The organism is Allobosea thiooxidans (assembly GCF_900168195.1).
GTDB classification, from domain to species: Bacteria; Pseudomonadota; Alphaproteobacteria; order Rhizobiales; family Beijerinckiaceae; genus Allobosea; species Allobosea thiooxidans.
The window spans coordinates 277,410-297,322 of the sequence record NZ_FUYX01000003.1 but is presented as its reverse complement, the minus strand read 5'-3'; the positions used below and the strand labels follow the sequence as shown (position 1 = coordinate 297,322).

The following is a 19,913-nucleotide window of genomic DNA, read 5'->3' as shown; positions in this document are numbered from 1 at the left end:
GCGCATGCTGGCGACGATCCGGGACCCGACGTCCATGTCGACCAAGTTTCAGGCCACTGCCTTCCTCTTTGCGGTTCTCGCCCTGTCGGGCGTCGCGCTGGCCCAGCAGGCCCGGGGAATCGGTGGGCAGCCCGCAACCCACGCCGATGCGATCCTGCAGGGTGCCGACAAGGGGCGCGTCCGCGTCCCTGGCCCGGTTCGCTCGCGTTATGCCGCGACCGGCTGCGCGATCGGCACCTGCGCCGAGCCGCCGAAGCAGGCCGAAGCCGTCATGGCGAGCGACGCCTGCACCAGCCTGGGCACCGCGCGCGACCGCGGCGGCCGCACCATCCGCCGCCTTTGCGCTTTCAACTGAGAAGGTGAAGGCTCAGGGGGAACCCGCAGCCCTCATCCCGAGGAGCCGCGCGAGCGGCGTCTCGAAGGATGCTCCAGATGGTTCCGGCGCCTCCCGAACCATCGTTCGAAACGCCATTTCTGCGAAATGGCTCCTCAGGATGAGGGCTGGGAGATTCTCAAACAGATCTTCAGACTGCGATGCCGTGCAGGTCGTAGGCGTCGGCGCGCTCGATCTTCACCGTGACGATATCGCCCGGCCGCAGCGGCCGACGGCTCGCGACGTAGACATTGCCGTCGATCTCCGGCGCGTCCCATTTCGAGCGGCCCTTGGCGACGGTCGGTCCGGCTTCATCGATGATGACGGGGATGCGCTTGCCGACGCGCCCCTTGACGATGCGGGCCGAGATCTCGGCCTGCGCCTTCATGAAGCGGTGCCAGCGGGCCTCCTTGACCTCCTCGGGGATGAGGGCCAGGCCGAGGTCGTTGGCGGGCGCGCCTTTCACCGGCTCGTATTTGAAGCAGCCGACGCGCTCCAGCTTCGCTTCCTTCAGCCAGTCGACGAGGATGTCCATGTCCTCCTCGGTCTCGCCGGGGAAGCCGACGATGAAGGTCGAGCGGATGGCGAGGTCGGGGCAGATCTCGCGCCATTTGCGGATGCGGTCGAGCGTGCGGTCCTGATGGGCGGGACGGCGCATCGCCTTGAGGACGCTGGGCGAGGCGTGCTGGAAGGGGATGTCGAGATAGGGCAGGACGATCCCTTCCTGCATCAGCGGGATGACCTCGTCGACATGCGGGTAGGGGTAGACATAGTGCAGGCGCACCCACATCCCCATCTGGCCGAGCTCGCGGGCGAGTTCGAAGAAGCGGGTGCGGACCTCGCGGTCCTTCCACATCGAGGGCGCGTATTTGATGTCGAGGCCGTAGGCGCTGGTGTCCTGCGAGATCACCAGCAGCTCCTTGACGCCGGCCTTGGCCAGCTTCTCGGCCTCGCGCAGCACGTCGCCGATCGGCCGCGAGACGAGGTCGCCGCGCAGCTTCGGGATGATGCAGAAGGTGCAGCGATTGTTGCAACCCTCTGAAATCTTGAGATAGGCATAGTGCCGCGGCGTGAGCTTCACGCCCTGGTCGGGCACGAGGTCAACGAAGGGGTCGTGCCTCGGCGGCACGGCCTGGTGCACGGCCGAGACGACGCTCTCATAGGCCTGCGGACCGGTGATCGCGAGCACGTTCGGGAAGGCGTCGCGGATCTGCTCGGGCTCGGCGCCCATGCAGCCGGTGACGATGACCTTGCCGTTCTCGGCCATGGCCGAGCCGATCGCCCCGAGCGACTCCGCCTTGGCGGAATCGAGGAAGCCGCAGGTGTTGACGATGACGAGGTCGGCGCCGGCATGGCTCTTGGAGAGCTCGTAGCCCTCCGAGCGCAGCGAGGTGATGATCCGCTCGGAATCGACGAGCGCCTTGGGGCAGCCCAGCGAGACGAAGGAGATTTTCGGCGCGACGGCGTTCATCGGCTGATGGCTTATGTCCAGAATGTCAGGAGGCGGCGTGGCTCAAACGCGCGCTGCTCTTTGACGCCTTTTTCGGCTTTTTGCAAATTGAGACTGGAAGCTCTGCCGTCATGCTCGCCCTTGTGGCGAGCATCCACGTCTTGAACACCGCCTGCCCGGAGGAAGACGTGGATGGTCGGCACGAGGCCGACCATGACGGAAAGGGAGCCTCAGCCCGCCGATCCGGTCGCCACCGGGCGCGCCGGGTCCTGCGTCCAGTCGGTCATCGAGCCGTCGTAGAGCGCGACCTCGTCGCGGCCGAGGACCTCCGACAGCACAAACCAGTTCGCCGCCGCGGAATGGCCCGTGTTGCAGTAGGAGACCACCGGGCCCCGCGGCACCGATGCGAAGAGCTTCGCCAATTCGCCTTGCGGCTTGAGCTTGCCGCTGCCGGGCTCGAAGGCACCGGCATAGTCGCGCTGGATTGCTCCGGGGATATGGCCGGCACGCGTCGCCTCGGCAGCCTTCTCGCGCCCCTCGAAATAGCTCGGCCCGCGCGCGTCGACGAGGCTCGCCTGCTTGCTGCGCGAGGCGACGAGGGTGGCGTCCGTCGTGCTGCGCAGGCGCTGCTGCGCGACCACGGGGTAGGCGCCGGCGGCCTTCGGCGCCGAGGGACCGCTCTCCACCGGCCGCGCCGCATCGGCCGTCCAGGCATTGAAGCCGCCGTCGAGGATCGCCTGCTGGCCATGGCCGATGAATTTCAGCGTCCAGTAGACGCGCGCGGCCGCGGCGAAATCGGTCGCGGCGGTGCCGGCCGGGACGATGACGACCTCGTCATGCGGCTTGATGCCGAGCCGGCCCGCCAGCGCGGCGAGATGGTCGAGCGGCGGCAGCATTCCGGGGGCGTTCCCGACCCTGGCGCGCCAGCCATCGGCTGCATAGTCGGAGTGGACGGCGCCAGGGATGTGCCCGGCCTCGAAGGCGCCCTTGCCGCCGTCGGCAGCGGTGCGGATGTCGATGACGACGAGCTTCGCGTCGCCGAGCCGGGCGGCGAGCGCTTCCGGCGAGATCAGTCCTGCGAATTCAGCCCTGCTCATTCAGCGGCCTCCATCTGCAAAGTGTCGATCACCTCGAGGCTGTAGGTCATCTCGGCCGTCGCCCCGAGCATGATCGAAGCCGAGCAGTATTTTTCCTTCGACAATGTGACGGCGCGCTCCGCCTTGGCGTGGGACAGGCCCTTGCCGGCGATCCGGTAGGAGAGGTGGATCTTGGTGAAGACCTTGGGGTCGGTCGTGGCGCGCTCGGCCTCGACCTCGACCTCGCAGCCGGTGACCGATTCCCGGCCCTTCTTGAGGATGCTGACCACGTCGAAGCCGGTGCAGCCGGCGAGCCCGATCAGCAGCATCTCCATCGGCCGGATGCCGAGATTGCGCCCGCCATATTCGGGCGCGCCGTCCATGATCATGGCGTGCCCGCTGCCGGACTCGCCCATGAAGGCCATGCCATCAACCCATTTCGCGCGTGCTTTCATCGCGATCTCCTGTCGGCGTGATCCGCTACGCGACAGGCATAGCCTGACCTTTCGGCCGAGGCGAGGGCGGCTTCATGCCGCTCTCGCATGCAGGGCGTCATTCTCGGGCGGAGCGAAGCGCAGACCCGAGAATCTCATGCAGGAAGGGCGTCCCTCCGTCCTGAGATGCTCGGGTCAAATCCGAGCATGGCCAGGTCCCTCACGCGGCGGCGAACAGGTTGCCGTGCGCGATGCGCAGCCGCACCCGCTCGCCGATCGCCGGCGCGACCTGGCTGGCGAGGTCGACATCGAGGCGCTTCTTCAGCCCCTCGACAGCCACTTCCGCGCGGCGCAAGGGCCCGTTGCGGCGAAGATGCTCGACCACGCCGGGCAGGGCCAGCGGCGTCTCGTCGACGATGCGCAGATGCTGCGGGCGGACATAGAGCGAGGCCGGGCCGCCCTGGTTCTGCGACAATCCGCCCAGCACCGGCCGGTCGCCGAAGAAGGCCTGGCTGCCGACGACCTTGACCGGCAGCTTGTTCACCTCGCCCAAAAACTCGCAGATGAAGGGCGTCGCCGGATGGTCGTAGACGTCGTCGGCCGAGCCGACCTGCTCGATGCGTCCCTCGTTGAGGATCGCGACGCGGTCGGCGAGTTCCAGCGCCTCCTCCTGGTCATGGGTGACGAAGACGGTGGTGTGGCCGGTGCGGCCATGCAGCTCCCTGAGCCAGGCGCGCAGATCCTTGCGGACCTTGGCATCGAGCGCGCCGAAGGGCTCGTCGAGGAGCAGCACGCGCGGCTCGATGGCGAGCGCACGCGCCAGGGCCACGCGCTGGCGCTGGCCGCCGGAGAGCTGGCTGGGATAGCGCTTTTCCAGACCCGGCAACTGAACGAGCTCGAGCAAGGCGCTGACGCGCTTGCGGATTTCATCCCTGCTCGGGCGTTCGCGGCGCGGCCGTGATCTCAATCCGAAGGCGATGTTCTCGGCGACGTTCATTGTCTTGAACAGCGCATATTGCTGGAACACGAAGCCGATGCGGCGCTCGCGCAGCGAGAGGTCGCGCGTGTCGGTCTCGCCGAACAGGACCCGGCCGCGATCGGCTTCTTCCAGCCCGGCGATCAGCCGCAGCAGCGTGGTCTTGCCCGAGCCCGAGGGGCCGAGCAGCGCGACGAGCTCGCCCGGCTGGATGTCGAGCGAGACGCCGCGCAGCGCCGGGAAGTTCTCGAAGCGCTTCTCGATGGTCTCGATGGTGACGGCGACCGACATGGCCCGGCTCCTTCGTTCGCAGGGTCAGTGGCGGCGGCTGGCGGCGATGACATCGCCGTAGCGCCATTCCAGCAGGGTCTTGAGCACGAGGGTGACGAGGGCCAGCCCCGCCAGCAGCGAAGCCACCGCGAAAGCCGCCGCGCCCATGTACTCGTTGTAGAGGATCTCGATATGCAGCGGCATGGTGTTGGTCACGCCACGGATCTTGCCGGAGACGACCGCCACCGCACCGAATTCGCCCATCGCGCGGGCGTTGCAGAGCAGGACGCCGTAGAACAGGCTCCATTTCACGTTCGGCAGCGTCACCGAGAAGAACACGCGCCAGGGCGAGGCGCCGAGCGTCAGTGCCGCTTCCTCGTCGGCCGAGCCGAGCGACTGCATGTGCGGGATCAGTTCGCGCGCCACGAAGGGGAAGGTGACGAAGACCGTCGCCAGGATCAGCCCCGGCAGCGCGAAGACGATCTTGAGGTCGTGCGCCTGCAGCCAGGGGCCGAAATAGCCCTGCGCGCCGAAGAGCAGCACGAAGACGAGCCCGGAGATCACCGGCGAGACCGAGAAGGGCAGGTCGATCAGGCTGATCAGCAGGTTCTTGCCTGTGAATTCGAACTTGGCGATCGCCCAGGCGGCCGCGATGCCGACGACGATGTTGAAGGGCACGGCGATCGCAGCGACGAGCAGCGTCAGGCGGATCGCCGCCAGCGCGTCGGGCTCGGTGATCGCGGCGCGATAGGCTTCCCAGCCTCTGGCGCCGGCCTCGACGAAGACGGTGACGAGCGGCAGCAGCAGGAAGAGCAGCAGGAAGGCGAGCGAAATCGCGATCAGCACGATCTGTACGGCGAGGCTCTCGCCGCGCGCCCGGCCGGAACTGCGCGCTGGCATCGCTGCGGAGACAGTGGGCAGGGTCGCGTCAGACATCGCCGAACCTCCGGCGGGCGCGGGCCTGGATCAGGTTGCCGGCGAGGATCAGGGCAAAGGAGATCAGCAGCATCATCGTCGCCACCACGGCGGCGCCGGCATAGTCGAACTGCTCGAGCCGGATCACGATCAGCAGCGGAGCGATTTCGGAGATCATCGGCACGTTGCCGGCGATGAAGATGACCGAGCCGTACTCGCCGACGGCCCGCGCGAAGGCGAGCACGAAGCCGGTCAGCAGCGCCGGCAGGACCTGCGGCAGGATCACCCGGAAGATCGTCCGGAAGCGGCTGGCGCCGAGCAGCGCGGCCGCCTCCTCGACGTCGCTCTGCAGCTCCTCCAGCACCGGCTGCACGGTGCGCACCACGAAGGGCAGGCCGATGAAGATCAGCGCCACCATCACGCCGAGAGGCGTATAGGCGACCTTGCCGTCGAAGCCGAAGGAGAGATCGGTGAACGGGATGCTCAGCTTGAAGGCGAGCGGCGCGAGCAGCGACCCGACCCAGCCGTTCGGCGCATAGATCGCCGCGAGCGAGATGCCGGCCACCGCCGTCGGCAGGGCGAAAGGCAGGTCGACGGCCGCATCGATCAGCCGCCGTCCGGGAAAGTCGTAGCGCACGAGGACCCAGGCCAGGATCAGCCCGAACACGGCATTGACCAGCGCGGCGAACAGCGCCGCGGTGAAGGAGAGCTTCAGCGCGGCGAGCGTGCGCGGCGAGGTTGCCACCGCCCAGATATCGGCGGGGCCGGCGCTGGCGGCCTTGAGGAAGAGCGCGGCCAGCGGGATCAGCACGATCAGCGACAATGCCGTCACGGTGATGCCGAGCGCGAGCCCGAAGCCGGGCAGGATGCTCGGCTCACGCCAGCGGAAGGGCGTCGTCGCGCTCGTCATGGGGTCAGCGTGCCGGCTTGTAGAGCTGGTCGAAGGTGCCGCCATCGCTGAAATGGGTGGGCTGCGCCTTCTTCCAGCCGCCGAAGACGTCGTCGATCGTCACCAGCTCGACCTTCGGGAAATTGGCGATGTCCTTCGAATCGGCGGCTTCAGGATTGCGCGGGCGGTAGAAGTTCCGGGCGATGATCGCCTGCGCCTTCGGCGTATAGAGGAATTCGAGATAGGCCTGCGCCTGCTCGCGGGTTTTCTTGGCGTCGACATTGGCATCGACCAGCGCGACCGGCGGCTCGGCCAGGATCGACAGGCTCGGCACCACGATGTCGAACTTGTCGGCGCCGAACTCCTTCAGGGCGAGGAAGGCCTCGTTCTCCCAGGACAGGAAGACGTCGCCGATGCCGCGCTGGGTGAAGGTGGTGGTGGCGCCGCGCGCGCCGGTGTCGAGCACCGGCACATTGGCGAGCAGCTTGCCGATATAGTCGCGGATCTTCGCCTCGTCCTTGTCGAAGGCCTTCTCGGCATAGGCCCAGGCGGCGAGGTAGTTCCAGCGCGCCCCGCCCGAGGTCTTCGGATTCGGCGTGATGATCTGCACGCCCGGCTTCACCAGGTCGCCCCAGTCCTTGATCGCCTTCGGATTGCCCTTGCGGACGAGGAAGACGATCGTCGAGGTATAGGGCGAGGAATTGTGCGGCAGGCGCTTCTGCCAGTCGAGCGGCAGCTTCTTCGAGCGCTCGGCGACGGCGTCGATGTCGCCGGCGAGCGCCAGCGTCACGACATCGGCATTGAGCCCGTCGATCACGGTGCGGGCCTGCGCGCCCGAGCCGCCATGCGACTGGCGGATCGTCGCGATTTTCTTGTCCGGATTCTTCCCGTTCCACTCGGCGATGAAGGCCGCGTTGATCTCGCGATAGAGCTCGCGGGTGGGGTCGTAGGATACGTTCAGGAGCTCGGTCTGGGCGCGGGCTCCGGCGACGACGCCGAAGCAGAGGCTGAAGGCTCCCAGAACCAGTCCGGCCCGGAGGAGGCGGCGAAACACGGGTCGCGTCATGTCGGGGCTCCGTTGCGTTCACGGCGAGGCTTGGTCGAAGCTTCGATCCGTTCTGAATAACAAACGAAACGTACTGAATTGTCGGCCTGGTCTCAATGATCTGGCGCAATAAGCGCCTTCCAAACTTGGGTGCCGGCGGAGAAGACACATCTCCGGCACCGGCTTTCCGGCAGTCTGGCGAAGGCGCGGCATCGATCAGGCCCGACGACGATCCGCGGCAGATTCGTCCTTGGCCAGCAGGGCGCCGAAGGCATGGCCGAGCAGGACCAGAACCGGCCCGCTCGCCGAAAGTTCCGTCAGGCGCTCCGGCAGGGTCGCGATGGTCGCGGCGACGCGCGCCTCGTCCGGCCGTGTCGCGGCGAGCACGGCGACGGCCGGCGTCCGTGGGTCGAGCCCGGCGGCGACGGCGCGTTCGCGGAAGCCGGGCAGGGTAGCGCGCGCCATGTAGATCACGGTCGAGGCGGCGGGGTCGGCCATGGCGCGCCAGTCGAGATCGTCAGGCAGTTCGCCCTTGCGCGAATGGCCGGTGACGAACTGCAGCCGCCGCGCATGGTCGCGATGGGTCAGCGACAGGCCGAGCGAGGCGGCGGCACCCTGTGCCGCCGAGATTCCCGGCACGATCGCGACCGGGATGCCCGCGGCCTGGCAGGCCTCGATCTCTTCGCCGGCGCGGCCGAAGATGCCGGGGTCGCCGCCCTTCAGGCGCACGACATGCTTGCCTTGGCCGGCCAGCGAGACGATCAGCGCATTGATGTCGTCCTGCTTCACCGAAGGGCCATAGCCGGTCTTGCCGACCAGCATGCGCCTGGCCTCGCGCCGCGCCAGTTCGAGCACGCCGGGCGAGACGAGGTCGTCATAGAGGATGATGTCGGCGCTTTGCAGGGCCCGAATCGCCTTCAGCGTCAGCAGTTCCGGGTCGCCCGGGCCGGCGCCCACCAGCGTGACGCGGCCCTTGCCGTCATGGGCGGACTCGATCCGGGAGAGCTTCGCGAAAAGCTCCGTCTCATCCTCGAGGTTCGGCGTGCGCTCCGGCTCGGCCATCGCCCTGCCGGCGAAGAGCTCCCAGAAGCTGCGCCGCAGTGCGAAGGGCAGTTCGCGCGCCTGGACCGAGGGGCGCCAGTCGGCGGCGGCCTGCGCCCAGTTCTTCAGCCCCGCCGGAAGCAACGCCTCGATCTTGGTGCGGATCGCCTGCCCGAAGACGGGCGCGGCGCCATCTGTGGAGACGGCGACGATCAACGGCGAACGGTTGACCAATGCGCCGAAGGCGAAGTCGCAATGCTCGGGCTTGTCGACGATGTTGACCGGCACGCCCGCCTGCCGCGCCGCCGCGACGAAGGCGCGGACCGCGTCGGAATCGTCCAGATCGGCCACGGCGATCGCCGCATCCGTGAGATCGTCCGCCTGCCAGGCTCGCCCGTGGACATGCACATGAGCGCCGGCCTCGCCTTGCGCCAGCCCTTCGAACAGCTCCGCCTCGTCATCGGCGAAGACGTGGAGCTCGGCCCCGGTCGCCGCCAGCAGTTCGGCCTTCCACAGCGCGCTCTCGCTCGCGCCGGCGAGCACGACCTTGCGGCCGCTCAGCTTGTGGAAGAGCGGCAGCGTCGCCAGCGGCTCGATGCGCGCTGCGGTCGTTTCGGGCTGTCTATCGGTCATCGGGGCGTCGCTACAGCCTTCTCATCCGCCGCGTCGCGCCCGCCGCCTGCCGGCGGCATGAGCAGCCACAGCGCGGCCAGTGCCAGAATGATAAGGCGAAAGCAAAGATCGAACCAGCGCCCGCGCTCCTCGCTGCCGGGTTGGCGCGGCAGCAGCGCCTCGAATTCGGCGTTGGGGCCGTCCTCGCCGACGCCCGCGGCGGTTCCGGGGCGTCCGATCGGACCTCGCGGGGCGGTTGAGATCGTCATGCTCGCTCCGCCGCGAGGCGGCCCGCGGCTTTCGCCGCCCGGCGCTGGTCGAGAATGTTCCGTTCGGTCGCCTCATAGCCGCGCTGATAGGTGGCGCTGAACGATTCCCTTGCATGCAGCCATTGCGGCACCGGTTGGCGGGCGGCGCTGGCCTCCGGCAGTTCGATCGTGTCGAAGCCGCAGGAGAGCGCATAGGCGAACTGGTCGGCGATCAGCGGGCCGCTGGCGCGGATTTCGCCCGTGAAGTCGGCGCGCCGGATCTGGCGGGCCAGACTGAAGCCGCGCCCATCGGCATAGGCCGGAAAGGCGATGGCGACGAGGGAAAGCTGCGGCAGGAAGGGCGCGAGCGCGGCGAAGGGCACGGAATTAGGCAGGATCACGCCGATCTGCTGCGCGGGCGCCAGCGCCTCAAGCGCTTCAGTCAGAGCCTCCCACGGCACGAGCGCGGCCGGGATATTGCCGATCGCGGCTCCCTCGCTACGGGTCCAGCGGTCCTCGCGGCTTCCGTTCCGGTCAAGCAGCGGCACGGGTCACCTCCTGGAAGGCGGCCTTGAACGGCCCGAGGCCGATACGGCGGATCGTGTCGATGAAGCTCTCGGCCTCGCTGCGCTCGGTCAGATAGACCGCGACGATGCGCTCGACCGCATCCGGCACCTCCTCGGCGGTGAGGCCGGGGCCGAGGATCTCGCCGATCGCCGCGTTCTCGGTGGCGTCGCCGCCGAGCGTGATCTGGTAGGATTCGATGCCGCGCTTCTCCAGGCCGAGAATGCCGATATGGCCGACATGGTGATGGCCGCAGGCATTGATGCAGCCGGAGATCTTGATGCCGAGCGGCCCGATCTCGCGCTGGCGGGCCTCGTCGGCGAAACGCTGCTGGATCGCCTGCGCGATCGGGATCGAGCGCGCCGTCGCCAGCGCGCAATAATCGAGGCCGGGGCAGGAGATGATGTCGGTGACGAGGCCGATATTGGCGCTCGCCAGCCCGGCCTCGCCGAGCTTTTGCCAGATCGCGAAGAGATCGCGCTGGCGCACATGCGGCAGCACGAGGTTCTGCGCATGGGTCACGCGCAATTCGTCGAAGGAATAGCGCTCGGCGAGATCCGCGACGAGGCGCATCTGCGCGCTGGTCGCATCGCCCGGCGCCTGGCCGATCGGCTTCAGCGAGACCGTCAGCGCCGTGTAGCCCGGCGCCTTGTGCGGCGCGGTGTTGACCTCGACCCAGCGGGCGAAGGCCGGGTTCGTGGCCCTTGCGGCTTCCAGCGTGTTGCTGATGGCCGGCAGCGTTTCGTAGCGCGGCGGCGCGAAATAGGCCGCGATGCGCGCGACCTCTTCCGGATCGGCATTGATCGAAGGGCCGTCGAGCTGGGCGAATTCGGCTTCGACGCGGCGGGTGAATTCCTCGGCACCGATCTCGTGGACGAGGATCTTGACCCGGGCCTTGTACTTGTTGTCGCGCCGGCCTTCGAGATTATAGACCCGCATGATCGCCTCGAGATAGGCGAGCAGGTCCTTCTTCGGCAGATAGTCGCGCACGACCTTGCCGATCATCGGCGTGCGGCCGAGCCCGCCACCGACGCTGACCTCGTAGCAGGTCTCATGCGTATCGGGGTGGCGGCGCAGTCTGAGCCCGATATCGTGCGCCTTGATCACCGCCCGGTCGGCTTCGGCGCCCGTCACCGCGATCTTGAACTTGCGCGGCAGGTAGCTGAATTCGGGATGGGCCGAGGACCATTGCCGGATCAGCTCGGCCGTCGGACGCGGGTCCTCGATCTCTTCCTGCGCCACGCCGGCGAAATGGTCGGCCGTGACGTTGCGGATGCAGTTGCCGGAGGTCTGGATGCAATGCATCTCGACATCGGCGAGCAGCCCGAGAATTTCGGGCACGTCGCGCAGCTTCGGCCAGTTGAACTGCAGATTCTGGCGCGTGGTGAAATGGCCGTAGCCGCGGTCGTATTTCTCGCCGATCAGGGCAAGCTGGCGCAGCTGGCGTGAGTTCAGCGTACCATAGGGGATGGCGATCCGCAGCATATAGGCGTGGAGCTGGAGATAGACGCCGTTCTTGAGCCTGAGCGGCTTGAACTCGTCCTCGGTCAGCGAGCCGTCGAGCCGGCGCGTCACCTGGTCGGTGAACTGCGCTACCCGCTCCCGGACGAAACGCTCGTCGAATTCGTCGTAACGATACATCAACTAGCCCTTCGGCGTGGCGGCGATGCCTTCACCGGCCTGCTTGCCGAGATCGGGACGATTGCTGGGGCCGAGCGTCTTGAAGCGCTCGCGGAAATGGCGCGGCACGGGGCTGCCGCTCTCGATGGCGACATCGACGAGATAGGCATCGACGACCTTGTTGCCGCTGAGTTCGGCGGCGGCGAAGGCTTCGAGCTTTTCGGCCGCCGCGTCATCATTGGCGACAAGGGCCGGCGCTGGATCGCGGGTCCAGGCGAGCGCGCCGGTGCCGTCGGCCGTGGCGAAGACGACGTCGCCGTCGAGCAGGTCGTTGGCGAGCAGGATCGCCGGCAACGGAACGCGTTTTGCTGCGGTGGCCATCAGGCGGCCTCCGCGAGCGTCAGCGTCAGCCCGTCGAGATGGTCGGACCAGATGATCTGGCAGGAGAGGCGCGAGGTCGCCTCGATCAACGGCAGCTCGTCGAGCGCGTCGATCTCCTCGTCGCGCGGCTCGGGTAGGCGCTCGGCCCATTCCTGTGCGACGATGACATGGCAGGTGCCGCAATCGCAGGAGCCGCCGCAGACCCCCTCGATGCCGACCTTGTAGTCGCGCAGGATTTCCATGATCCGCCAGCCTTCGACGGCTTCCAGCTCATGGCTCAAGCCCTGTCGATCGATGACGTTCAGAACTGCCACGACAACCCATCCCTGTTCGGTCTTTCGAACGGGGATTTTACGCGATGGACGGGCGGTCGCTCAATTCACATCAGATAGTGTGTTGTTCTGTATTGTCGGAGTCGCAGAGTAAAAATATCTCGAAGGACGGGCTTTTGCCCATTTTGCCTGAAAATGATGCTGTCCGGGCAGCTTCCAGCGTGGAGCCGAGATGCGGCCCGGATCGATTGGAGCCTCAGGCGCTCTTCAGGATCGTCTCGACGATGTCCTGCACATCGAACGCTTCGCGCAAGGTCGCGAGATGATGCGGTTCGCCGCGCGTCAGCCTGGCGACGCCTTCAAGCTGGCGGCGCAGCGCCAGCGGGCGTGCTTCGTTCTGGGAGAGCGCCTCCGGATCGGCCTCCCAGCTGCCATCGGGAAGGCGGCGCTCGGCGCGCGACCAGTCGCAGAGTCTCACCGCGCCTTTGTCGCCCTCCAGCGTCCAGACATTGTGATCGTCCTTCGTCGTTGAGCCGACGCTGCCGGTCAGGATGACGGGCAGGGCGCCGGCCGTGAGCGTCGCCTCGATCCGGCGCTCGCTCTTCCCGGCCTCGGGGAAGACGGCCTTGGCGGCAAGGCCGGCGAAGGGCCCGGCGACGCGACGGGTCAGGAACAGGAAATGCGAGACGACCTCGCGGGTGAAGCCGCCCTGCGCCGTGCGGTCGAGCCAGCCGGCCGCATCGACCTGCCAGGAGCGCGGCCAGGTCGCGAAGGCGACCTCGATTGAGACGCGCTCCGGCGTGCCGACCGCGCCGGAGGCGATCCATTCGCGCAGCCGCGCCACCGCCGGCGAGGAGGCGAAGGGAAAGTTCACCGCGCCGCGCGCGCCGGCCTCGGCGACGAAGGCGCGGGCATCATCGACATCGACCGCGAGCGGCTTCTCGCAGAACACCGCCTTGCCGGCGGCGAGCGCGGCACGCGCATGGCCGAGATGGGAGGAGGGCGGCGAGGCGATGTAGACGCAGTCGCTCGCCGCGATCAGCGCAGCGGCGTCGGGCTGGCGCGGCACGGCCGGCAGCGCGGCCGCGATCCGCTCCATCGCATCAGTGGAAGGGTCCCAGATGCCGGAGACGCGAAGTGCCGTTGCCGGCTGGTCGAGCGCCGCGCGCAGCATGCGCTCGCCCATGATGCCGGCGCCGATCAGGCCGAGGGAAATCGTGGAGTCGGTCATGGGGGGCTCGCTGGTCGGAAGGCCGGGCTGCGGCGGCCGTGATCGGGGTGACGACGCGATCCCGCCATCAAGATGGCTGGCGGGTCAATCGTGAAAGGAGCGGGCGGGCATTGACCGGCGCGAGGCGCATGGCTGGTCGGCTCATGCAGCCGGACGGCTGCTTGCCCAGATATCGGTGTTGCACGCGCGCGGCCGTATTTCCGCTCTGGAACACTGCTGCAGCCCCGAAATGCCAGGATGTCGATCCCCGCAGGCGACGCAATGTCGCGCCCGAACGGATGCGCTGCTCGCATCCCCCGCCTTGTTGCCGCCTCCTTGCGCGAATCGATTCGACCGCCCAGGTCTGGGCCGAGTGGCGAGCAGATTTCGGCATGCCGCTCGGCGCAGCCATCTTAAGATGGGCTTAAGGTCGTCGCTCCTAAGGGGAGCGTTGCGGCCGAGGCGTGGTCATGTTTTGGAGCAAATAAAAACAAGACTAAGCCTGGTCAACTTGTTGGTCGGCGTCTTGCCGATGTTCTGTGAAGGTTAATTATGACTAGTCAGTATATCCAGGGTATGGTGCAGAACCTGAAGGGTGGGCGCCTTTCGCGGCGTTCTTTCATTCAGAAGATGGCGGCTGTCGGCATCACCGCTCCGATCGCGAGCCAGATCCTCGCCTGGAACGGCGTTGCGATGGCGAATGCCACGCTCGACTACAAGCCGACCAAGGCCGGCGGCGGTGGCCCGCTCAAGATGCTGCTCTGGCAGGCTCCGACCCTGCTGAACCCGCATTTCGCCTCGGGCACCAAGGACCAGATCGCCTCGCGCATCTTCTACGAGCCGCTCGCCGGCTGGGACAAGGAAGGCAACCTCATTCCGCAGCTCGCGGCCGAAGTCCCGAGCAAGGCCAATGGCGGCCTGTCGGAAGACGGCACGGTCGTGGTCTGGAAGCTGAAGCAGGGCGTGAAGTGGCATGACGGCAAGCCGTTCACGGCCGACGACGTCGTCTTCACCTGGGAATATGCCGCCGACCCGGCGACCGCCGCCTACACCTCCGGCGCCTACAAGGACATCAAGGTCGAGAAGGTCGACGACTTCACCGTCAAGGTGGTCTTCGCGGAGCCGACGCCGTTCTGGGCCGACCCCTTCGTCGGCGTCGCCGGCATGATCATCCCGAAGCACCATTTCGGCGAGTACAAGGGCGCCAAGTCGCGCGAGGCCCCGGCGAACCTGAAGCCGGTCGGCACCGGCCCCTACAAGTTCGCGGAGTTCAAACCGGGCGACATCCTGACCGGCACCCGCAACGAGAACTACCACGTCGCGAACCGGCCGCATTTCGACACGCTCGAGGTGAAGGGCGGCGGTGACGCGGTCTCGGCGGCCCGTGCCGTGCTGCAGACCGGCGAATACGACTACGCTTGGGACACGCTGGTCGAGGACGAGGTCCTCAAGCGCATGGAGACCGGTGGTCGCGGCCGGATCAGCGCGGTTCCGTCTGGCGACATCGAGTTCATCATCCTGAACACGACCGATCCCTGGACCGAGGTCGACGGCGAGCGCTCGAGCGTCAAGACCAAGCACCCGACCCTGTCGGACCCGGCGGTGCGCCAGGCGATCAACCTGCTGATCGACCGCGACTCGATCCAGAAGTTCATCTATGGCCGCGGCGGCACCGCGACCGCGAGCTTCGTCAACGAGCCCAAGCAGTTCAAGTCGCCGAAGCTGAAATACGAGTTCAACATCGAGAAGGCCAACAAGATCCTCGAGGAGGCCGGCTGGAAGAAGGGCTGGGGCGGCGTCCGCGAGAAGGACGGCAAGAAGCTCAAATACGTCTTTCAGACCTCGATCAACGCCCCGCGCCAGAAGGTCCAGGCCATCGTCAAGCAGGCCTGCCAGCGCGCCGGCATCGAGCTCGAGCTCAAGTCGGTCACCGCCTCGGTGTTCTTCTCGTCGGACGTCGCCAACCCCGACACCTACACCAAGCTGTATGTCGACATGGAGATGTACACGACGACGCAGCCGCAGCCTGATCCGGAGCGTTTCCTCAACCAGTTCGTCTCCTGGGAGATCGCCAACAAGGAGAACAAGTGGCTGGGCCGCAACGTCTCGCGCTACTCCGATCCGGCTGCCGACGAGGCCTACAAGGCCGCCCAGAAGGAGCTCGACCCGGCCAAGCGCGCGGAGCTGCTGATCAAGGTCAACGAGATCTTCTGCGAGGCCAACGTCATCCTCCCCGTGCTGTCGCGCACCAAGGTGATCGCCGCGGCGAACAGCCTGCAGCTCGACCACAGCGGCTGGGACGTCGACAGCTGGAACATCGGCGCCTGGTATCGCACCTGATCCGGCGGCCGCCCTTCGCGGGGCGGCCTCCCGCCGCGGGCTGACCGCGGCGGGCGATGCAACGGACGAGGCCCGGCGGATTCGCTCCGCCGGGCTTTTCTTTTCCCTCCCGATCTCCCGTCCGAGCCGCCCCCATGCCGGCCGCGGCCGCGCGTCGCGATTGACGTTTCCGCCGGCCCTGGCCCATGACACGGGCGTCGAACAAGGAGCCCCGGCCCATGAAAGCCGTCGTCTACGAAGCCTTCGGGCAGGCCCCCGAGCTGCGCATCCTGCCGGACCCGGTGCCGGAGCCGCACAGCGTCGTCATCAAGGTCGAGGCGACGGGGCTCTGCCGCAGCGACTGGCATGGCTGGGTCGGCCACGATCCCGATATCCGCCTGCCGCATGTGCCGGGCCATGAGCTCGCCGGCGTCATCGCCGCGGTCGGCCGCAGCGTCGTGCGCTTCCGCGAGGGCGACCGCGTCACCGTGCCCTTCGTCTCGGGCTGCGGCGCCTGCCCGCAATGCCATTCCGGCAACCAGCAGGTCTGCGACGACCAGTTCCAGCCCGGCTTCACCCATTGGGGCTCCTTCGCCGAATACGTCCGCATCGACCGGGCCGATTTCAACCTCGTGCGCCTGCCGGAGGAGATCGACTTCGCCACGGCCGCCAGCCTCGGCTGCCGCTTCGTGACCTCGTTCCGCGCCGTGGTCGACCAGGGCAAGGTCTCGGCCGGGCAATGGGTCGCCGTGCATGGCTGCGGCGGCATCGGCCTCTCCGCGATCATGATCGCCAATGCGCTCGGCGCGCAGGTCGTCGCCGTCGACATCTCCGACGACAAATTGCGCCTCGCCCGCGAGGTCGGCGCCGCCGTGACGATCAACGCCAGGACCCAGCCCAATGTCGTCGCCGCCGTGCGCGACGCGACCGGTGGCGGTGCCCATGTCTCGCTCGATGCGCTCGGCTCTCCCCAGACCTGCTTCAACTCGGTGGCGAACCTGCGCAAGCGCGGCAAGCATATCCAGGTCGGGCTCCTGCTGGCGGAGCAGGCGGCGCCGCCGATCCCGATGGCGCAGGTCATCGCCCATGAGCTCGAAATCCTCGGCAGCCACGGCATGCAGGCGCATCGCTATGGCGCGATGCTCGACATGATCAGCGCCGGCAAGCTCACCCCGCAGCAGCTCGTCGGCCGCCGCATCGACCTCGCTGAAGCGATTCCCGCCCTGATGGCGATGGACCGCTTCGAGGGCACCGGCGTCACGATCATCGACCGGTTCTGAGAGGCGAGGGGCGGGCACGGAATCCCCGCCGGAACCTCCCCCGTCATGGTCGCCCTTGTGGCGACCATCCCCGTCTTTGCGGGGAAGGCTGGGCGAGCGCTGCGTCGCAAGCCGTGCTCGCCATCAGCGCCGCAAGACGTGGATGCTCGGGACAAGCCCGAGCATGACGGGGAGCCGCGGGCCCCTTATTCCCCGAACCGCGCAATCTCCTCCGCGACGCGCACCTGCGCCCGCTCGAACGCCTCGTCGGCGTCGAGGCCGTTGCGGCGGTTCTCCAGCGCATAGCGGAACAGCCGGCGCTCATGGTCCGGCACCGCCTGCATGAAGGCGACGAGGCAGGCCCCGTCGCTGCGCCGGCAGCTCCGCGCCCGGACGCAGGCCTTGTCCTCGCAGCCGCGCCAGACGCCGAAAATGTCGCCGATGCGCTGCATCAGCATCGGCCGCACCTTCTGGCAGCTTTCGAAATCGGTGATCGGCGGCAGATCGGCGAAGAAGTTCTGGCGTTTCGGCATGGCGGGGCTCCGGTCGGGTGAGGCACGCAGGATCATCCGCCCGCGCTGGCGCGCGGCGGGGTCGCAAGGGTGGCTGGACAGGGCTGGCGGAGCGCCGCGAGGCGCGAGGAAAATCCGCAACCGTTGAGCCAGGCTGCGGCGCGGCGGGGTTGAGCCACCCGTCGCACGCCCCGTGGCGCTCCGCCTCCGGCGATTTTTGGCTCCGGGCCGCGCTTATTCGGGAAGGCGGCGGCCGCTCATGCTGTCCTGCGGCCTCAACGCCCCGACGGGTGCGCCACACCGCGGTGTCGGGCATGCCCGCTTCCGCCATCCCGTCCAGCGAGCTCCTCGCACAGGGACCGTAGTGTCCCCAGGGCGGTGCCCCGAAGCCTCCCGGGAGCGGGGCGTAACCCCCGCCCGCAGGCGCCGACCCTCACCCAACCTCCAGCATACCTCCGGACGGCCGCCCCGTTCGGGTGATGGGCGAGGGCAGGATAGGGCAGGTGAGGAGGGGCGGGGATAAGGTGCCGAAGATATCCCCGCCGTCAGGGTCGCCCTTGTGGCGACCATCCACGTCTTCGCGCGGCAGTGACCTTGAGGAAGTGCACGGAGTGGCTCTTTGCCGTACTGACGATGTTCTCAGGCGTGCCCTGCGCTACCACCGCGCGGAAGCCTTCTAGCCGATGAGCCCGACCATGCCGACGACGAGGGGGCCCATCAGCGGCAGCAGCACATTCGAGATCGCATAGGTGACGGTGTAGCCGATGACCGGCGTGGAATTGCCCGCGAGCGAGACGAGCGCGCTGATCGCCGGCGTGCTGCAATGCTGGCCCGCGATGGCGCCGAGCAGGATCGGCGCCTCGATCTTGAGCAGGTAGCGGCCGATATAGAGCGAGGCGAGGGCGGGCAGGGCCGAGACCAGGATCGACAGGACCGGCAGGATGAGCCCGTACTGCTTGAGCAGGGTGAAGGCCTCCGGCCCGACCGAGAGCCCGACCGCGGCGATGAAGGTCGCCAGCCCGAAATCCTTCATGAAGCCCGCCGCCGCGGGCGGGATGGCGCCCTGCGCCGGCCGGTGCATGTGCAGCCAGCCGAAGCACAGGCCGGAGACCAGGGCGCCGCCGCCGGTGCCCAGCGTCAGGTTGAGCGCCCCGATCTGCAGGCTGAGCTCGCCGAGCAGGAGGCCGACGACGATGCCGAGCCCGAGCATGACGAAATCCGTCGCCGCGCTCGCCGGCAGCAGATGGCCGAGCTCCGGCGCGGCACGGAGGATCGCATCCTCCGAACCGTAGAGGGTCAGGATGTCGCCCTGCTCGAGCACCGAGCCGGGCAGGGCCGGGATGTTCTGGCCGAGCCGGCGTATGCGCGAGATGAAGACGCCGCGCCGCTGCTCCGCGCTGGCGAGCCGGCGCAGATCCCGGATCCGGCGCCCGCTGACCTCGCGCCGCACGAGCACGACCTCGCGCTCGACCAGCGGGACATTGTCCCCGGCCGGCATCGGCACCTCCGTGCCGAGGCGCTCGCTGACGGCGATGACGGAGCGGCGCCGGCCGAGCACCAGCACGATGTCGTCCGGCTCCAGCAAGGTCTCGGCCGTGGCCTTGGTGAAACCGCCGCCGCGCCCGACCTGATCGATGGTCACGACGCCGTTGACGCTGTTCTCGAAGGCGCCGACGGTGCTGCCGGCGATCGGCCCGGCGCGGAAGCTGCGCGAGACGATCTCGGGCACGCCGTTCTCCTTGCCGGCCTCGTCCTCGGCGCCGAGATCGCGCGCCAGCGCCGCCGAGGCCTCGCGGATATCGACCCCGAGCAGCAGCGGCCCGATCTGCGTGACGGTGACGACGATGGCGACGAGGCCGAACAGATAGGTGACGCTGTAGGCGGTGGCCATGTTGCCTTGAAGCCGCTCGATCTCGCCGGCAGGCAGAGCAAGGCGCGCGATCGCTTCGGACGCCGTGCCGAGTACGGCTGATTCCGTCGCCGAGCCGGCGAACAACCCCGAGGCCGTGCCGTAGTCGAGCCGGAACAGCGCGACGGCTGCTGCCAGCAACAGCAGCACGGTGACGACCTCGACGAAGGAGAGGATGCCGTAGCGCCAGCCGCCGCGGATGTTGTTGAAGAATTGCGGGCCGGCGGTGAAGCCGAGCGCGAAGATGAAGAGCGCGAAGGCGACGTTCTTCAGGTCCGGGCTGATCTTCACGCCGAGCTGTCCGATCGCCAGCGCGACGAACAACGTGCCGCAGACACCGCCGACCTGGATGGAGCCGATGCGGATCTTGCCGATCAGATAGCCGAGGGCCAGGGAAATGAAGAGCGCGACTACCGGTTGTTCAACGAATGACACGATGAAACCCAGCCTTGGAGCAATCCGCGACCAAGACTATCGATCGCGCTTCCAAGGCGCGCAAGGCCCCATCAAGGCCTCCCCCTCAGGCGCGCCGCGCAGC

19 protein-coding genes are annotated in these 19,913 nt (G+C 67.9%); 3 read left to right on the top strand and 16 right to left on the bottom strand.

Features of this window, described 5'->3' with window-relative positions:
• The first annotated feature begins 4 nt into the window (after positions 1-4).
• On the top strand, positions 5-355 hold the full coding sequence (locus tag B5Y19_RS07280) for a hypothetical protein (protein ID WP_055727024.1): 351 nt from the start codon (positions 5-7) through the stop codon (positions 353-355).
• 169 nt (positions 356-524) lie between these two features.
• On the opposite strand, the gene rimO is transcribed toward B5Y19_RS07280, so the two are convergent.
• The 14 genes from rimO to B5Y19_RS07205 all read right to left on the bottom strand — a co-directional run bounded on the left by rimO (position 525) and on the right by B5Y19_RS07205 (position 13,397).
• Positions 525-1,844: a 30S ribosomal protein S12 methylthiotransferase RimO gene (rimO, locus tag B5Y19_RS07275; protein ID WP_055727025.1), complete on the bottom strand. Its 1,320-nt coding sequence runs from the start codon at positions 1,842-1,844 to the stop codon at positions 525-527.
• 209 nt (positions 1,845-2,053) lie between these two features.
• Entirely contained in the window at positions 2,054-2,920 is an 867-nt protein-coding gene (locus B5Y19_RS07265) for a sulfurtransferase (RefSeq protein ID WP_055727026.1), read from the bottom strand.
• Entirely contained in the window at positions 2,917-3,354 is a 438-nt protein-coding gene (locus B5Y19_RS07260; RefSeq protein WP_055727027.1) for an OsmC family protein, read from the bottom strand. Before B5Y19_RS07260 ends, B5Y19_RS07265 begins: the two co-directional genes overlap by 4 nt.
• Positions 3,355-3,553: 199 nt before the next feature.
• Positions 3,554-4,600, bottom strand: coding sequence for a sulfate/molybdate ABC transporter ATP-binding protein (locus B5Y19_RS07255; RefSeq protein WP_055727028.1), 1,047 nt, complete (start codon positions 4,598-4,600; stop codon positions 3,554-3,556).
• A 24-nt stretch (positions 4,601-4,624) separates the two neighbouring features.
• A complete protein-coding gene (cysW, locus tag B5Y19_RS07250) occupies positions 4,625-5,479 on the bottom strand; it encodes a sulfate ABC transporter permease subunit CysW (RefSeq protein ID WP_244555529.1) in 855 nt (284 codons plus the stop codon).
• Between the two features lie 28 nt (positions 5,480-5,507).
• Positions 5,508-6,404 (bottom strand): sulfate ABC transporter permease subunit CysT, encoded by an 897-nt coding sequence (gene cysT / locus B5Y19_RS07245; protein ID WP_055727030.1) that lies wholly within the window; start codon positions 6,402-6,404, stop codon positions 5,508-5,510.
• A 4-nt stretch (positions 6,405-6,408) separates the two neighbouring features.
• Positions 6,409-7,449, bottom strand: a complete 1,041-nt coding sequence (locus B5Y19_RS07240) for a sulfate ABC transporter substrate-binding protein (RefSeq protein ID WP_079591287.1) — start codon at positions 7,447-7,449, stop codon at positions 6,409-6,411.
• Between the two features lie 195 nt (positions 7,450-7,644).
• Positions 7,645-9,102 carry a siroheme synthase CysG gene (cysG, locus tag B5Y19_RS07235; RefSeq protein WP_079591286.1) on the bottom strand — a complete coding sequence of 486 codons (1,458 nt, stop codon included), beginning with the start codon at positions 9,100-9,102 and terminating at the stop codon, positions 7,645-7,647.
• Positions 9,099-9,350: a hypothetical protein gene (locus B5Y19_RS07230; protein WP_055726855.1), complete on the bottom strand. Its 252-nt coding sequence runs from the start codon at positions 9,348-9,350 to the stop codon at positions 9,099-9,101. The genes cysG and B5Y19_RS07230 overlap by 4 nt, the downstream gene beginning before the upstream one ends.
• Positions 9,347-9,877: a DUF934 domain-containing protein gene (locus B5Y19_RS07225; protein WP_244555510.1), complete on the bottom strand. Its 531-nt coding sequence runs from the start codon at positions 9,875-9,877 to the stop codon at positions 9,347-9,349. Before B5Y19_RS07225 ends, B5Y19_RS07230 begins: the two co-directional genes overlap by 4 nt.
• Positions 9,864-11,534, bottom strand: coding sequence for a nitrite/sulfite reductase (locus tag B5Y19_RS07220; protein ID WP_055726856.1), 1,671 nt, complete (start codon positions 11,532-11,534; stop codon positions 9,864-9,866). The genes B5Y19_RS07225 and B5Y19_RS07220 overlap by 14 nt, the downstream gene beginning before the upstream one ends.
• Before the next feature lie 3 nt (positions 11,535-11,537).
• On the bottom strand, positions 11,538-11,894 hold the full coding sequence (locus tag B5Y19_RS07215) for a DUF2849 domain-containing protein (protein WP_055726857.1): 357 nt from the start codon (positions 11,892-11,894) through the stop codon (positions 11,538-11,540).
• Complete coding sequence (locus tag B5Y19_RS07210; RefSeq protein ID WP_055726858.1) at positions 11,894-12,208, bottom strand: 2Fe-2S iron-sulfur cluster-binding protein; 315 nt, start codon at positions 12,206-12,208, stop codon at positions 11,894-11,896. The genes B5Y19_RS07215 and B5Y19_RS07210 overlap by 1 nt, the downstream gene beginning before the upstream one ends.
• 214 nt (positions 12,209-12,422) lie before the next feature.
• Complete coding sequence (locus B5Y19_RS07205; RefSeq protein WP_055726859.1) at positions 12,423-13,397, bottom strand: Gfo/Idh/MocA family protein; 975 nt, start codon at positions 13,395-13,397, stop codon at positions 12,423-12,425.
• Between the two features lie 531 nt (positions 13,398-13,928).
• Here B5Y19_RS07205 and B5Y19_RS07200 point away from each other — a divergent pair.
• Entirely contained in the window at positions 13,929-15,716 is a 1,788-nt protein-coding gene (locus B5Y19_RS07200) for a peptide ABC transporter substrate-binding protein (protein WP_079591285.1), read from the top strand.
• Between the two features lie 218 nt (positions 15,717-15,934).
• Positions 15,935-16,975, top strand: a complete 1,041-nt coding sequence (locus B5Y19_RS07195) for a zinc-dependent alcohol dehydrogenase family protein (RefSeq protein WP_055726861.1) — start codon at positions 15,935-15,937, stop codon at positions 16,973-16,975.
• 185 nt (positions 16,976-17,160) lie between these two features.
• Here the strand turns inward: B5Y19_RS07195 and B5Y19_RS07190 are convergent, their stop codons facing one another.
• Both B5Y19_RS07190 and aspT read right to left on the bottom strand, forming a co-directional pair.
• Positions 17,161-17,487, bottom strand: coding sequence for a hypothetical protein (locus B5Y19_RS07190; protein WP_055726862.1), 327 nt, complete (start codon positions 17,485-17,487; stop codon positions 17,161-17,163).
• Between the two features lie 655 nt (positions 17,488-18,142).
• Positions 18,143-19,810 (bottom strand): aspartate-alanine antiporter, encoded by a 1,668-nt coding sequence (aspT, locus tag B5Y19_RS07185; protein WP_079591284.1) that lies wholly within the window; start codon positions 19,808-19,810, stop codon positions 18,143-18,145.
• Positions 19,811-19,913: the final 103 nt, after the last annotated feature.